16 protein-coding genes are annotated in these 12,735 nt (G+C 36.6%); 8 read left to right on the forward strand and 8 right to left on the reverse strand.

From position 1 onward, the window contains the following. Positions 1-53: 53 nt before the first annotated feature. The 5 genes from RST01_RS00090 to RST01_RS00110 all read right to left on the reverse strand — a co-directional run bounded on the left by RST01_RS00090 (position 54) and on the right by RST01_RS00110 (position 3,505). Entirely contained in the window at positions 54-689 is a 636-nt protein-coding gene (locus RST01_RS00090; protein WP_147193343.1) for a response regulator transcription factor, read from the reverse strand. Next, positions 664-1,710 carry a sensor histidine kinase gene (locus RST01_RS00095; RefSeq protein WP_147193344.1) on the reverse strand — a complete coding sequence of 349 codons (1,047 nt, stop codon included), beginning with the start codon at positions 1,708-1,710 and terminating at the stop codon, positions 664-666. Before RST01_RS00095 ends, RST01_RS00090 begins: the two co-directional genes overlap by 26 nt. Further along, on the reverse strand, positions 1,707-2,399 hold the full coding sequence (gene liaF / locus RST01_RS00100; RefSeq protein WP_147193345.1) for a cell wall-active antibiotics response protein LiaF: 693 nt from the start codon (positions 2,397-2,399) through the stop codon (positions 1,707-1,709). Before liaF ends, RST01_RS00095 begins: the two co-directional genes overlap by 4 nt. A 93-nt stretch (positions 2,400-2,492) precedes the next feature. After that, positions 2,493-3,146: a PspA/IM30 family protein gene (locus RST01_RS00105; protein WP_147193346.1), complete on the reverse strand. Its 654-nt coding sequence runs from the start codon at positions 3,144-3,146 to the stop codon at positions 2,493-2,495. 14 nt (positions 3,147-3,160) lie between these two features. Continuing rightward, positions 3,161-3,505, reverse strand: a complete 345-nt coding sequence (locus RST01_RS00110; protein ID WP_147193347.1) for a lmo0954 family membrane protein — start codon at positions 3,503-3,505, stop codon at positions 3,161-3,163. A 172-nt stretch (positions 3,506-3,677) separates the two neighbouring features. Here RST01_RS00110 and RST01_RS00115 point away from each other — a divergent pair, with 172 nt between their 5' ends. After that, positions 3,678-4,241 (forward strand): NUDIX hydrolase, encoded by a 564-nt coding sequence (locus RST01_RS00115; protein ID WP_147193348.1) that lies wholly within the window; start codon positions 3,678-3,680, stop codon positions 4,239-4,241. A 68-nt stretch (positions 4,242-4,309) separates the two neighbouring features. Here RST01_RS00115 and RST01_RS00120 read toward each other — a convergent pair whose 3' ends face one another. After that, positions 4,310-4,594, reverse strand: coding sequence for a winged helix-turn-helix transcriptional regulator (locus RST01_RS00120; RefSeq protein ID WP_066787509.1), 285 nt, complete (start codon positions 4,592-4,594; stop codon positions 4,310-4,312). Positions 4,595-4,719: 125 nt separating this feature from the next. On the opposite strand from RST01_RS00120, the gene RST01_RS00125 reads away from it, so the two are divergent. The 4 genes from RST01_RS00125 (at position 4,720) to RST01_RS00140 (ending at position 7,648) form a co-directional block, all read left to right on the forward strand. Further along, the gene (locus tag RST01_RS00125; protein ID WP_147193350.1) at positions 4,720-5,337 is read left to right on the forward strand and encodes a nitroreductase family protein; all 618 of its coding nucleotides are present in this window, start codon (positions 4,720-4,722) and stop codon (positions 5,335-5,337) included. 148 nt (positions 5,338-5,485) lie between these two features. After that, on the forward strand, positions 5,486-6,073 hold the full coding sequence (locus RST01_RS00130) for a Maf family protein (protein ID WP_147193351.1): 588 nt from the start codon (positions 5,486-5,488) through the stop codon (positions 6,071-6,073). A gap of 19 nt (positions 6,074-6,092) precedes the next feature. Continuing rightward, positions 6,093-6,569: a metal-dependent hydrolase gene (locus RST01_RS00135; protein WP_147193352.1), complete on the forward strand. Its 477-nt coding sequence runs from the start codon at positions 6,093-6,095 to the stop codon at positions 6,567-6,569. A gap of 188 nt (positions 6,570-6,757) precedes the next feature. After that, positions 6,758-7,648, forward strand: a complete 891-nt coding sequence (locus RST01_RS00140; RefSeq protein WP_147193353.1) for a 3-hydroxyacyl-CoA dehydrogenase — start codon at positions 6,758-6,760, stop codon at positions 7,646-7,648. Between the two features lie 91 nt (positions 7,649-7,739). Here RST01_RS00140 and RST01_RS00145 read toward each other — a convergent pair whose 3' ends face one another. Both RST01_RS00145 and RST01_RS00150 read right to left on the reverse strand, forming a co-directional pair. After that, positions 7,740-8,270 carry a ribonuclease H-like YkuK family protein gene (locus RST01_RS00145; RefSeq protein WP_244946622.1) on the reverse strand — a complete coding sequence of 177 codons (531 nt, stop codon included), beginning with the start codon at positions 8,268-8,270 and terminating at the stop codon, positions 7,740-7,742. Between the two features lie 152 nt (positions 8,271-8,422). Beyond that, positions 8,423-10,366: a catalase gene (locus RST01_RS00150; RefSeq protein WP_147193354.1), complete on the reverse strand. Its 1,944-nt coding sequence runs from the start codon at positions 10,364-10,366 to the stop codon at positions 8,423-8,425. Between the two features lie 253 nt (positions 10,367-10,619). Here RST01_RS00150 and RST01_RS00155 point away from each other — a divergent pair, with 253 nt between their 5' ends. From RST01_RS00155 to RST01_RS00165, 3 genes are all read left to right on the forward strand, one after another. After that, positions 10,620-10,820 carry a cold-shock protein gene (locus RST01_RS00155; RefSeq protein ID WP_066787490.1) on the forward strand — a complete coding sequence of 67 codons (201 nt, stop codon included), beginning with the start codon at positions 10,620-10,622 and terminating at the stop codon, positions 10,818-10,820. Between the two features lie 102 nt (positions 10,821-10,922). Further along, complete coding sequence (locus RST01_RS00160; RefSeq protein WP_147193355.1) at positions 10,923-11,225, forward strand: YunC family protein; 303 nt, start codon at positions 10,923-10,925, stop codon at positions 11,223-11,225. Positions 11,226-11,580: 355 nt separating this feature from the next. Further along, positions 11,581-12,711, forward strand: coding sequence for a betaine/proline/choline family ABC transporter ATP-binding protein (locus RST01_RS00165; protein WP_147193356.1), 1,131 nt, complete (start codon positions 11,581-11,583; stop codon positions 12,709-12,711). Positions 12,712-12,735 lie beyond the last annotated feature (24 nt).

Consider the following 12,735-nt stretch of genomic DNA (forward strand, 5'->3'; position numbering starts at 1 on the left):
AAAACCCAAGGATCTGAAATTAAATGATTCTTGGGTTTTGATATGTAAGAGCTTTAAGCTTCTACTAGGTGATGGTTAAATGCATAAACAACAGCTTGGGTGCGATCTTGTACTTCTAATTTGGAGAGAATATTACTAACGTGTGTTTTAACAGTTTTTAAGGCAATAAAAAGTTCATCAGCAATATCTTGATTTGTTTTACCCTGTGCTATTAACAATAATACTTCATGTTCACGTTCAGTCAATTCTTCATGAAGTGGACGATCATGTTTTTGACGCATTCTTGCCATCATTTTACTCGTAACCTCTGGTTCTAAGATGGGCGTGCCATTGAAAGTACTTCGAATGGCATCAGCGATTTGCTTGGCGTTAGTTGTTTTCAATAAATAGCTAATAGCGCCGGCTTCTAATGCTGGGTAAACCTTGTCATCATCCAAGAAACTGGTGACAATCATAATTTTAACGTCAGGCCACTCATTCACTATAGCTTTAGTGGCCTCAGCCCCTGATAAGATTGGCATCACCATATCCATCAAAATAATATCTGGTCGATGCTTCAAAGCTAATTGAACTGCTTCTTCTCCATTAGCAGCTTCAGCAATGACTTCCATATCAGGTTGTGCTTGCAAATATGCTGATACTCCAATTCGTACCATCTCGTGATCATCGGCTAGCAGTATCTTGATCATTGGAGATAACCTCCTTTTCCACTGGAATTTGAATTTCAATCACCGTACCTTGCGATGGTACTGAGACAATTTTATATGTTCCACCGATTTCGACTGCACGCTCTTCAATATTGTGAAGGCCATATGAGCCGGCTTTTTCATCAGTTGTTTTGAAGCCGATTCCATTGTCTTGAACACGGAAAATAACACGCTGATCTCGTTCGACAAGAAGCAGCTCCATTTCGGTTGCTTTTGCATGACGTAAAGTATTGGAAAGTGTCTCCTGAGCAATCCTGAAAAGATGATCTTCTGCACCTTTAGAGAGGGACACTTCCTCTAATCGTTTGTGCATTTTGAATGTAACTTTTTGCTGTAACTCGGCTAGCAATTCCTCTAGCCCTTGTTTTAACGATTTGTTTTTTAATGCAACAGGACGAAGGTGAAGTAATAGTGCCCGCATTTCAAGCTGGGCTTGCTGAACAATTTCTTCCGATTGCTTTAATAATTTTTTAGTTGATGGTGTTGCATCTCCTGCTGTTTCATTAATGGTCGAAAGTAGCATAGAAGCTGCAAAAAGTTGTTGAGAAACAGAGTCATGAAGTTCCCGGGCAAGTCGGTGCCTTTCCTGTACAATACGTTCTTGAATGAGCTGATCTTGGTTAACTGCCTTAACATTTGTCAGCTTTTGCAAGCTTTTACGCTGAGTAGCTATCAATTCACTTATCTCATTTAATGACTTTTGAATTGAAAGGGGGCCACTCCAATTAGGCGGGATAGGATCACTTTTTTCAATATTATGAAGTGCATTTTCAAACGTTTTACTCTGCTGGCGAAGGATGAATATACCCCCTATAGAGATGCTTAGGCTAATCGCAAAAAGCAGAATAAGGAATAGAATAGCGACCGGCAAATTCCAATACTTTTCTTCCCAAAGTGTTTTCCATTGATTGAAATGGCCATCAAAAAGAATAAAGAAAATAAACGAGAAAATAATTATTTCTCCGAAAAACAAGCTCATTGTTCGGGCTAAAAATTTCGTCATTGGCGAATCACCTCGACATTCCCAAATAATGTGGAAACCGTGATGATGAGTTCAGCCGAAGAATCCTCTGCATACTCATAACCATTTCTAACGGCAATCGTATCGTTCCAAACTCTAGGATAACTTTGACCGATACAATGCAAATCACCGATAAACGTAGAATAATGCAAGCGTACAGGTATTTCATAAGGCACAAGTACTTTCACTTTTCCAAAGCCTTGCCGTACAGATATTAATGAAGCCCCTTTAGGTAAAACAGTCTGAGTCACATCAATCAGCAGATCACCGGCAAGGCTTTGTATATGTACATCTTGCCATTCGTATGACTCAATAGGTGTACCTTGAAATGAAAATAATTTATTCTGAATAAATGAGTTCGCTTGTTCTGCCGGTTGTTTAGATACAGATATATGAAATTCATCACCTTTTCGAAGTTTCCATAGAAGGTATAATAACACTCCGATGATAACTAGGCGTAAGCTCCACATTGAGAGTAGGGCAATACCCAAAAAAATGACACCTAACCAAAACAGCCATTTGCGCTTTCTGCGTATGCTGACATACATAAAAAAAGCACCTATAATGGCAAACATTATACTGCCATTTCCAAAGAAAGTAGCTTCAATAAAAATTAGCAAAAAGGCCGTAATACCAAGCATTGTAAGTGTTTTAGTTGAAAGGTGGGTCATTGGTTGCCTCCTTTCCAGTTAATTAAATAAGAAAAAAGAGAAGTACCAGCTTCTCTTTTTTAGTATAACGATAGTCCAGAAGAAGTCCAATCATTATATGGATTGGGTTGCCTCATTTTTTGAGTTATTTGCTTCCAGTCGCGCTAAGCGTTCTTCCATAGATGTGATTTCATGTTGACTGTCAATTTTTTGGCCAAGGTGATCGATATAACTCTCCATAGCTTCAAAAGTTTCAAGTCGACCATTTATTTTGTTTGAAGATTCTGGTTGGAGAAACTGGTTCATTTGATTATGTGCACGAACGACATTTTCTTTACCCATCAATTGTAATTGACGCACTTTCATATCTTTGATTTTATGCTTCATTTCTTCATACTTACGTTCCAAGCCAATGAGCTCTTCGGTAGATTTATCGATACTGTCCTGAAGAACGGTGCTACGTTGTGAATACGCATCAAATTCTTGTTGGGCAAATGCGATTAAGTCTTGTTCACCGCTTTTATTAGCCAAATCCAGTTGCATGCTTCGTTTATTTTTCATTTCATTTGTATCTGCTAATTCTTTTTCGAGTTTTTGTTGCAATGTACCTTGTCGCTCTAATAATTTGCCTGTTTCCTCTGTTTGCTTTTCTGCTTCACGGATATACTGATTTAACATCTTAATTGGATTTTTATCCTCTTTTTTATCAAACATTTCATTTAAATCTGCTTCAACTGTATATTTTAGGCGTTGCCATAAGTTAGCCATATTTTTTCCTCCTCTTATTTTGTGATTTCATTCCATTGTTTTTCAAAGTTTGTAAATGGATCATCTGATGCAGTGAAAGTTTCGTTTTCAGAATGTTTCCACTTACGATAAACCACCCAAATAACAGCTAGTGCTGCGATTCCGATGAATCCAGGAATATTAGCTGCAGCTGTTAATAAACCTGAGATGGCAACAAGTGCCCAAATAATTTTTGAAAAAGTGGAACTGCTTTGTAAATAGAAATGCACCCCCGTAAAAAGAATAGCGGCCGAGATAGCCAATCCTGTTAATGGACCTAATGAACAGAGAATGGTAATGGCTGCAATGCTGCCAATGACGAATAAACCAATTTTTTTCATTGTTTTTTCCTCCTTCGTTTGTACCTTTATGTTACGCTGAATTTCGTTTTGTCCAAACGGCCGGAGTATTGATTTTACTCTAGGTCTTGAGGCTGAGATGCTCTAAGACTATTTTGACCCCAACTTCTAACTTCGATAGAATATAAAAGAAAATACAAAAGGAGATATACATATGACTATTCGTAATGAATTGATGGCATATTGCCCATACAATGAGCAAGAAAAAAAAGATAAAGAGCTTATGCTTCGCTATATAGATCAATTTTCAGATGTTTTGACAAGAGAAAATGAATTTGCACATTTTACTGCATCAGCTTGGATTGTGAATAAAACGCGAACAAAGGTATTAATGGCTTTCCATAATCAATATCAATCGTGGGCGTGGATGGGTGGACATGCAGATGGAAATGCAGACCTTTTACATGTTGCCTTAAAAGAAACAGAGGAAGAAACAGGGCTAAAAAATATTAAGCCTTTAATGTCGGATTATTATTCAATTGAAATTTTAGGTGTGGACGGACATATGAAGAAAGGGAAGTATGTTGGTACACATGTGCATCTGAATGTTACCTTTTTAATAGAAGCAGATGAAGGCGAAGGTACAACTATAGCGCCTGATGAAAATAGTGCGATTGAATGGATGAATTTAGATGAAGCAATTGAAAGAAGCTCTGAACGATATATGAAACAAGTCTATACAAAACTAAATGAAAAACTTAGAAATGTGCAGGATTAATAATATTCAAATGACTTGTTATTGAAAATAAAGAAAACTCCACACTAAGTGGAGTTTTCCTTTATTTTTTAAAGCTTTTGCCAATCATTGAAGGCACAAATGACTTTTTGAAAAGCATATCCTTTGTTTGTTAGCGAATACGAAACCTTTTTTAGTGATGCTTCAATATAATCTTTCTCGACTAAATGGGCATCTATTAATTCTTGGAGGCGCTGTGATAATAGTTTGTCCGATATACCAGGGATGGCAGAATAGATTTCATGATATCTTTTAGGGCCATCTAATAAAACGTGAATAATCCGCACCATCCAGCGTTTTCCTAAAAATTCAATTGTTTCATGGCAACAGTCCAAATCAAATCCCTCCCTATAAACTAATTGTAGCATACAGGCACGAAATATTGACAAATTAACTTACTTAAAGTAATATATTTTCGAATACAATAACTAACTTAAAGTAAGTTTTGGAGGATACTATAATGACAAATTCAGTATATAAAGTAATGCAAGAACGTAAATCTGTACGTAAGTACGACCCTGATTTTAAAATTTCAGCAGATGAGTTAAGATCAATTTTATTGGAAGCTACTTCAGCACCTTCTTCTAGTAATCTTCAACCATGGCGTTTTTTAGTCATTCAAGATGAAGCGAAAAAGAAAGACTTGCGCAAAATTGCTAATAACCAAGAACAAATTGAAACTGCATCTGCGGTAATCGCTGTTTTAGGCGATATTAAAATGTATGAAAAAACAGAAGAAATTTACATGAAAAACGTAGCAGAAGGGCATATGGAGCATGAACGTGCATCACTATTAATCCAAAATGCGCAAAACCTTTACCCTCAATTGCCAGAAGAAATCTTAACAAATATTGCTACATTTGATGCTGGCCTAATTTCTATGCAAATCATGCTATTAGCAAAAGAGCATGGTTATGATACAGTGCCAATGGGCGGTTTTGATAAAGTGAAGTTTGCAGAATACTTCAATCTTGAAGAGAATGTAAAACCTATGCTATTAATCTCAATTGGGAAAGGGTCTGCACCTGCTTACGGATCATCTCGATTAGACATTGATGATATTACTACATTTATTTAATAAGTATGATAATGCTCATCCACCTGTTTGGATGGGCATTTTTTATACAATTATAGCTATGCCTAATATGAAATTTGGAGTATGAGCTACTTTAAAAAGAATTTTCTTTTGCTTTCATTTTAGGTATGATAGGACAAGGAGTGATGTTATGAACTTTACGACAGAAAAATCATTTATTTTGGCTTCAGCTTCCCCGAGGCGAAAGGAACTTTTCGAACGTTTGAATGTACCATTTAAGATTTTAGTGGCAACTGTAGAGGAAACGAGTATAAAAGATGATAACCCAACTCAATATGTGAAGAAAGTGGCGCTACTTAAAGCAACTGATGTAGCGAAGAAAAACCCAGGGCATGTAGTGATTGGAGCGGATACTATCGTAGTAAAAGGACAAGAATTGCTACATAAGCCAAAAGATGCAAATGAGGCCATCAAGCATCTCAAACAGCTCCGCGGAAATGTGCATGAAGTGATGACAGCGGTTGCTATTATAGATGATGTTGGAAATAAAACAGCCTTTGTAGAAAAGACAGAGGTATATTTTAAACAAGTGCCCGATACCCTTATTGAGGCCTATGTAGCAACAGGAGATTGTTTTGATAAGGCTGGAGGTTACGGTATTCAGACAGATGGCGTGTTTTTGGTTGAAGGAATAAAAGGAGATTATTTAAATGTAGTGGGATTGCCCTTAGCTCGGCTTACAGAATTGCTAGTGGATACAAAGTTGATTTCTATTTAAAAAAGAAAGAGGATGAAGCATGACAGGAAAGACACACATCATTGGCGGTATTGCAGCATGTCTTGCTTTTGGTCAAACAAGTGTAGATTCACCATTACTTTTGGGAACGGCTGGCGCAATCGGCGCATTAATTCCTGATATTTGCCATGGAGGAAGTATGATTGGCCGTACATTTCCCGCATTGTCCAAATTGATAAATGGATTATTTGGGCACCGTTCATTTACACACAGTTTACTATTTTTATTGATTGTGGCTTGGATATTACATACATACGTAACCAATGATGCAATTAAAATGGGCCTTCTAATCGGCATGGCGAGCCATTTTGTGCTTGATATGTGTACAAAGCAGGGGATCCAGCTATTTTTCCCAATAAAAGTGAAAGTTCGTTTTCCTTTAACAACACGAACAGGGAGCAAAATAGAAGGAGCAGTGGCGCTTTGCTTACTCATTGCATGTCTTTATTTCAGTTTTGAAATAATGCATTTGCACTAATAGATAGAACAAACCTGCGAAACCATGCATGTTTGTTCTTTTTTTTAAAAATAAACCGAGCCTTTTCCTATATACAAGTAGCAGCACCAATCTGCAAATATCGACAAAATTTAATGAGGTATGGTAAATTGAAGATGTATGAACGGATAATCAAAAAGTTCTATATACAAATTGAAGGAGTGGTACAAATGGAATTTCAACACATTACAGTTGCAGGCAGTGGTGTATTAGGTAGCCAGATTGCCTTTCAATCTGCTTTTCATGGTTTTCAAGTAAGTGTCTATGATATTAATGAAGCTGCGATTGTTAAAGCGAAAGAACGTTTGTTAAAATTGCAAGATGTGTATGCAGATTATTTTAAAGATGAAGAAAATGCAAAAGCTGCATTAAGTCGTATAACATATAGTACAAGCCTACAGGAAGCAGTAAAGGATGCTGATTTACTTATTGAAGCAATTCCTGAGTTGACTGAAATTAAAATCAGCTTCTATCAAGAATTGGCATCTGTAGCTCCGCAAAAAACAATCTTTGCCACGAACTCTTCCACTTTGCTTCCAAGTCAATTTGCTGAATATACTGGAAGACCAGAGAAGTTTCTAGCACTCCATTTTGCAAATGAAGTGTGGAAGAACAATACAGCTGAAGTTATGGGACATAGCGGAACAGACCAACAGTATGTAGATCAACTAGTTGAATTTGCCGGAGAAATCGGCATGGTGCCACTTCGTATTCTGAAAGAACAGCCTGGCTATATTTTAAATTCGCTATTAGTTCCATTATTAAATGCCGCACAAGGCTTATGGGCAAAAGGTGTAGCGGATCCTGAGACAATCGATAAAACATGGATGCTTGCTACAGGAGCTCCTATGGGACCGTTTGCAATCTTAGATGTTGTTGGTATTGAAACGGCTTATAATATTGTATCCACATCAGCAAAAGCACATCCAGAACTTCAACCAATTGCCGACCGGTTGAAGAATGAATTTATTGACCAAGGGAAACTAGGAAAAGGGTCCGGCGAGGGGTATTATAAATATCCAAACCCTGCTTATTTAGATCCGAATTTCTTGAAAGCATAAAAATAAGAGAGGCAATCACTGTTATGATTGCTTCTCTTGTTTTGTTTTAAGAAGTATTTCTTGGGAAATTTTTTCTCATTTTTCTAATAATTTATTTCGTATAGCGATTAGCATAACAAGAAGCAACAAAAGCATCTGGTTTTATTTTGGGTTCTACTCCAATTGATTCGATTCGATTTACCATTTCAAGTACAAATTCACGGGTTTTGTTGCGTTGGCCTGAGCCGATATCGATATGGCCCTCCATTGTAAAGGTTGCACCATTATAAATATTCGGTAAAATAATCTCGATCAGCTGCTTCTTTCTTTCCTCTGTAAAAAGAGACACGATTTCTTCTGTAAAAGAGAGTTCTAAAGATATGCGTTCATGCAGATGTACCATTTTACGAGGCACAAGTACACGCCTCATGCATGCCCAGACTCGTTTACCTTCATCCACCACCACGATTCCAGTAATGAAAATGGTATCTACTTTATGCACTTGAGAATCTGTCCCGACAATTAATCTATATTTTCCTAATGGGTTACGATTCATAAAGTATGCAATTTCACGAAATACGTCTTCAAAATCCATATTCTTTTCTTGGAGATTTTGAAAAGGGTCGGCTTTAAACAGATCCATTTAATCACGCTCTTTTCAATAGGTATATAATAGTATATACAGAAGCAGTGAGGTTGTGATTAATCTGCTTCGCATAATACGCTAATTTTCTACAAGAATACCCAAAGAAAAGGCAAACCATACTTCATGTTTTGCCTTTATATTTACTTTGCTTAGTCAATTATTCTTTCCCAAAATCGGGCTTGTGCTATACCTTCAATAAACTGTTTAAATTCCCTGAATGTTAAATCATATACGCCTTGTTCTTCCATCTTTATACGCGTATATAATAGTGATTCTGGACTTAAAACGGCTAATGCAAGCGGCTTGTGGTGTACATAAGTCATTTCGACAAGTTCAAGCACTTTAGATGGAATAGTTGGATTTGGACTTATTAATATTGATGAATCGTATTGTGCTGAATCAACGGTGCTATAAGTTTCAGACGCCTTTAGCACCTCATTTATACGATGTACTTTTTTATCAATAATACTGTAATTAATTTTATGTTCTACAAGTTGTTGGACCCATTCTGTTAATTGCTGCGTATTAGGAGTACCATTTAAAATAATGGCGACACTTCTAGTATCAGGTTTGCATACTGTATCTGCCATTGTTAGGGCAGGAGACAACTTGGTTGATTTTACTTCTAGGTTTTTGATAGGAATCTTAGCCCCTACATTATCAGCTACTTTTTTAGCTAAATAATGATCGATATGATTAATAAAATCCACCGCATTATTTTTGACTTCCTGAGATTTACATTTGCCGATTTCATAAGTAAAAGCTTCTAATAGGTGTTGTTGTTCATAAGGCATTAAGCTATTCAAAAACTGCTTTGCTTGTGAGTAGTGATCCTGATAACTTTCTGTTTGCTCTCCACGCTTGTTACCACCCATGTTTTCTTGACTTTCTTCAAAAAAGCCTTGATTTTTGGGGGTGGGAGCATTTTGCTCATTGGTAGCCTCTGGGATAAGAAAGTCATTATTTTTGTTGTTTTTGTTTTGGAAAGGACATATCGGCTGGTTAATGGGTATTTGAAGAAAATTAGGCCCCCTTAGCCGTTTTACCTGTGCATCAGTATAGGAGAGTATCCTGCCTTGTAAGAGCGGATCTTCAGAGATTTCGATACCTGGGACTAGGTGCCCTGGATGAAAGGCGGCATGTTCAGTCTCTAGAAAGCCGTTGTCGACATTCCGGTTTAACGTCATTTTTCCAATAATTTTAACAGGTACGTCTTCTTCAGGCCAAATTTTAGTGGGATCAAGAATATCAAAATCATAAGAAAATTGATCTTCTTCCGAAATCAATTGCAAACCTAATTCCCATTCTGGATAATCACCTTTTTTGATTGCTTCCAATAAATCTTGGCTAAGAAAATTGGGATTTTTGCCACCAATTTTTTGTGCTTCATCCCAGACCAATGAATGGACGCCAAGTGAAGGTTTCCAGTGAAATTTCACAAATTGAGTCTTTCCTTTCCTATTTACCAAGCGGAATGTATGAACGCCAAATCCCTCCATCATACGATAAGAGCGGGGAATTGTGCGATCGCTCATCTGCCACATGACCATATGTGCAGTTTCGGGATTTTTAGCGGCAAAGGTCCAAAATTGATCATGTGCGTTTGTACCATTTACAAATTCTTGATTGAAATCCGGCTTTAAGGCACGTACAAGTTCGTGGAATTTCCTAGTATTTTGTATATAGAAAATAGGGACATTATTTCCGACTAAATCAAAATTGCCTTCTTCCGTATAAAACTTTGTTGCAAAGCCTTTGACATCTCTTTGAGTATCATTAGTTCCTCGTGAACTCTGCATGGAAGAAAAACGAACGAATACAGGTGTTATATTAGAAGGATTTGTAAGGAAACTCGCTTTTGTATATTCTTCTAGGGACTCATATAATTCGAACTGACCGTATGCCCCAATTCCGTTGGCATAAAGAACACGTTCAGGGATTTGTTCTGAGTCAAAGTTTACTTTTTCACGCAAATAAAATTCTTCCTTAATTGTATTTCTTTCCAGTTTCTTTTTCGTTTTTTTATTTATGCTACTATTCACTTTTTTATCCGCTAAAATACTTCTTTCATAATCATCATCTCTTTTTTGCATGCATATGCCTCCCATATCAATCTACCTTTGTAAATAGCCGAAACAAATATCCCTAAAACATAATAGACAAAAGAATTATTGGACAACTGGTAAAGCATGATGTATAATAAAGACAATAATTAAATCGGCTCATCGTAAACAATACATTCACCTAGTAAAAAGTGATCGTGTTAACTCGATACTTCTTTGCTAGGTGAATTTTTTTGCAGGGGATATGTATTAATTATTAATATTTTTTAGGAGGTCATTACACATGACACAAGGTACAGTAAAATGGTTTAACTCTGAAAAAGGTTTTGGATTCATCGAAGTAGAAGGCGGCAACGATGTATTCGTACACTTCTCTGCAATCCAAGGCGAAGGCTTCAAAACTCTTGACGAAGGCCAAAAAGTTGAATTCGAAGTAGAAGAAGGCAACCGCGGACCACAAGCAACTAACGTTGTAAAACTTTAATATTTATAAAAGCATCCTCTTAGAGGATGCTTTTTTTGTTTCAAAAATTGAACGCACCCCTTGGAGGTCATTCCCATATGTATAGAATGAGGAGGGAATATGATGGTTTCAACTGAAACGTATATTATTGAGGGCCATTCTTTTATTGCTGTTTCTGTTTTTTTGCCTAAAACCACTTTGCTGACAGTATCAAATGATAAAGGCTATATCATGTGCGGAGCATTGGATGTAGGTTTATTAAATCAACAGCTGGCGGACAGGAAAATTGTTGCTGGCAGGGCGGTAGGCGTGAAAACTATTGATCAGTTATTAAACGCACCACTTGAATCAGTTACCTTTGAAGCAGAGGCATTAGGAATTACAAAAGGGATGATTGGCAAGGATGCATTATTAAAAATGGTATAATGAAGGAAAATAAACATAGGTTTCTTTTTCTCTTCTATACATCTATTACAAGCGTATTCCTAATGGAGTGCGCTTTTATTGTGTATAAATATTTCTAAGTATCGCTTTAAATTCTATTATCATTTAATTATTATCTTTAAATACTTTCTAAAAGATTAAATCCTATTGAATATAAGAACTAGTAGTTAGCTGCAGAAAAAATCAACATGGATAAAAATTGAATTTTAAGTTATTAATTAATCGCTTGGTTGCTTACTTTTATGCTGTTAATTTGTAAAAATATTTTGTTTTGTTAGAATAGTTTTATGGGTATAGGTTATAGAAGTTAAATAGATAGAAAGAAGAGGGGATATAGATGTTGAAGATTGAGCATTTAACAAAGAAATATCGGGGAGGAAAAAAAGCAGTAAATGACTTAAATCTTGAAATAAAAGAAGGGGAATTTATTGCGTTTATTGGCACAAGTGGCAGTGGGAAAACGACTGCACTTCGCATGATTAACCGAATGATTGAGCCTTCAAGTGGAACTATTACATTAAACGGAAAGGATTTATCAAAAATGAATCCTGTTACATTGAGAAGAAGCATTGGCTATGTCATACAGCAAATCGGTCTAATGCCACATATGACTATTCGCGAGAATATAACACTAGTTCCAAAACTATTAAAATGGTCGAAAGATAAAAAAGATGAAACAGCCGAGAAGTTAATCGGCCTTGTCAATTTGCCGGAGAATTATTTAGATTTATATCCTGTACAGCTTTCGGGTGGACAACAGCAACGTATTGGCGTGCTACGGGCGCTTGCCGCAAATCAAGATATCATCTTAATGGATGAGCCCTTTGGAGCGCTTGACCCTATCACACGGGATACACTGCAGGATTTGATGAAAGATTTACAGCAACGTTTAGGTAAGACTGTCATCTTTGTCACACATGATATGGACGAAGCCATTAAACTTGCTGACCGAATTTGCATTATGCACAATGGTGAAATGGTTCAATTTGACACACCAGATGAAATTCTTACACACCCAGCCAATGATTTTGTTAAAGAGTTCATTGGTTCGCACAGGCTTATCCAGGAGAAACCAAGCGCAAAAATAGTAGATGATGTAATGATTAAGCCTGTCTCTATTACTCTTGAAAAGAGTTTAGATGAAGCCATTAAATTAATGGTATCAAAAAGGGTTGATACACTGTTCGTAACAGATGGTCATGGACGTTTATTAGGCTATTTGAATGTAGAGATGATCACATCAGCTAGACATACGACCCAAAGTATTGCTGACACAATGAACCGAGAAGTAGAGTTTGTGAAAACAGGAACAAAGCTGCAAGATTCAGTGCGTCGTATTCTAATCCGAAATTTAAAAAATATCACAGTGATTGATGAAGAGAAACGATTAATTGGTTTGATAACACGCGCCAATATAGTAGATATGGTGTACGACACTATTTGGGGAGAAGAGAACACAGAACAATAGTTAATAGAAGAAAGGAATGGATAT

This window comes from Rummeliibacillus stabekisii, from assembly GCF_007988965.1.
Lineage (GTDB): Bacteria > Bacillota > Bacilli > Bacillales_A > Planococcaceae > Rummeliibacillus > Rummeliibacillus stabekisii.

Bases quoted from the DNA above. Each gene is read 5' to 3' on its own strand.
- RST01_RS00090 (WP_147193343.1), bottom strand. From the start codon at position 689: ATGATCAAGATACTGCTAGCCGATGATCACGAGATGGTACGAATTGGA.
- RST01_RS00095 (WP_147193344.1), bottom strand. From the start codon at position 1,710: ATGACGAAATTTTTAGCCCGAACAATGAGCTTGTTTTTCGGAGAAATA.
- liaF (WP_147193345.1), bottom strand. From the start codon at position 2,399: ATGACCCACCTTTCAACTAAAACACTTACAATGCTTGGTATTACGGCC.
- RST01_RS00105 (WP_147193346.1), bottom strand. From the start codon at position 3,146: ATGGCTAACTTATGGCAACGCCTAAAATATACAGTTGAAGCAGATTTA.
- RST01_RS00110 (WP_147193347.1), bottom strand. From the start codon at position 3,505: ATGAAAAAAATTGGTTTATTCGTCATTGGCAGCATTGCAGCCATTACC.
- RST01_RS00115 (WP_147193348.1), top strand. From the start codon at position 3,678: ATGACTATTCGTAATGAATTGATGGCATATTGCCCATACAATGAGCAA.
- RST01_RS00125 (WP_147193350.1), top strand. From the start codon at position 4,720: ATGACAAATTCAGTATATAAAGTAATGCAAGAACGTAAATCTGTACGT.
- RST01_RS00130 (WP_147193351.1), top strand. From the start codon at position 5,486: ATGAACTTTACGACAGAAAAATCATTTATTTTGGCTTCAGCTTCCCCG.
- RST01_RS00135 (WP_147193352.1), top strand. From the start codon at position 6,093: ATGACAGGAAAGACACACATCATTGGCGGTATTGCAGCATGTCTTGCT.
- RST01_RS00140 (WP_147193353.1), top strand. From the start codon at position 6,758: ATGGAATTTCAACACATTACAGTTGCAGGCAGTGGTGTATTAGGTAGC.
- RST01_RS00145 (WP_244946622.1), bottom strand. From the start codon at position 8,270: ATGGATCTGTTTAAAGCCGACCCTTTTCAAAATCTCCAAGAAAAGAAT.
- RST01_RS00150 (WP_147193354.1), bottom strand. From the start codon at position 10,366: ATGCAAAAAAGAGATGATGATTATGAAAGAAGTATTTTAGCGGATAAA.
- RST01_RS00155 (WP_066787490.1), top strand. From the start codon at position 10,620: ATGACACAAGGTACAGTAAAATGGTTTAACTCTGAAAAAGGTTTTGGA.
- RST01_RS00160 (WP_147193355.1), top strand. From the start codon at position 10,923: ATGGTTTCAACTGAAACGTATATTATTGAGGGCCATTCTTTTATTGCT.
- RST01_RS00165 (WP_147193356.1), top strand. From the start codon at position 11,581: ATGTTGAAGATTGAGCATTTAACAAAGAAATATCGGGGAGGAAAAAAA.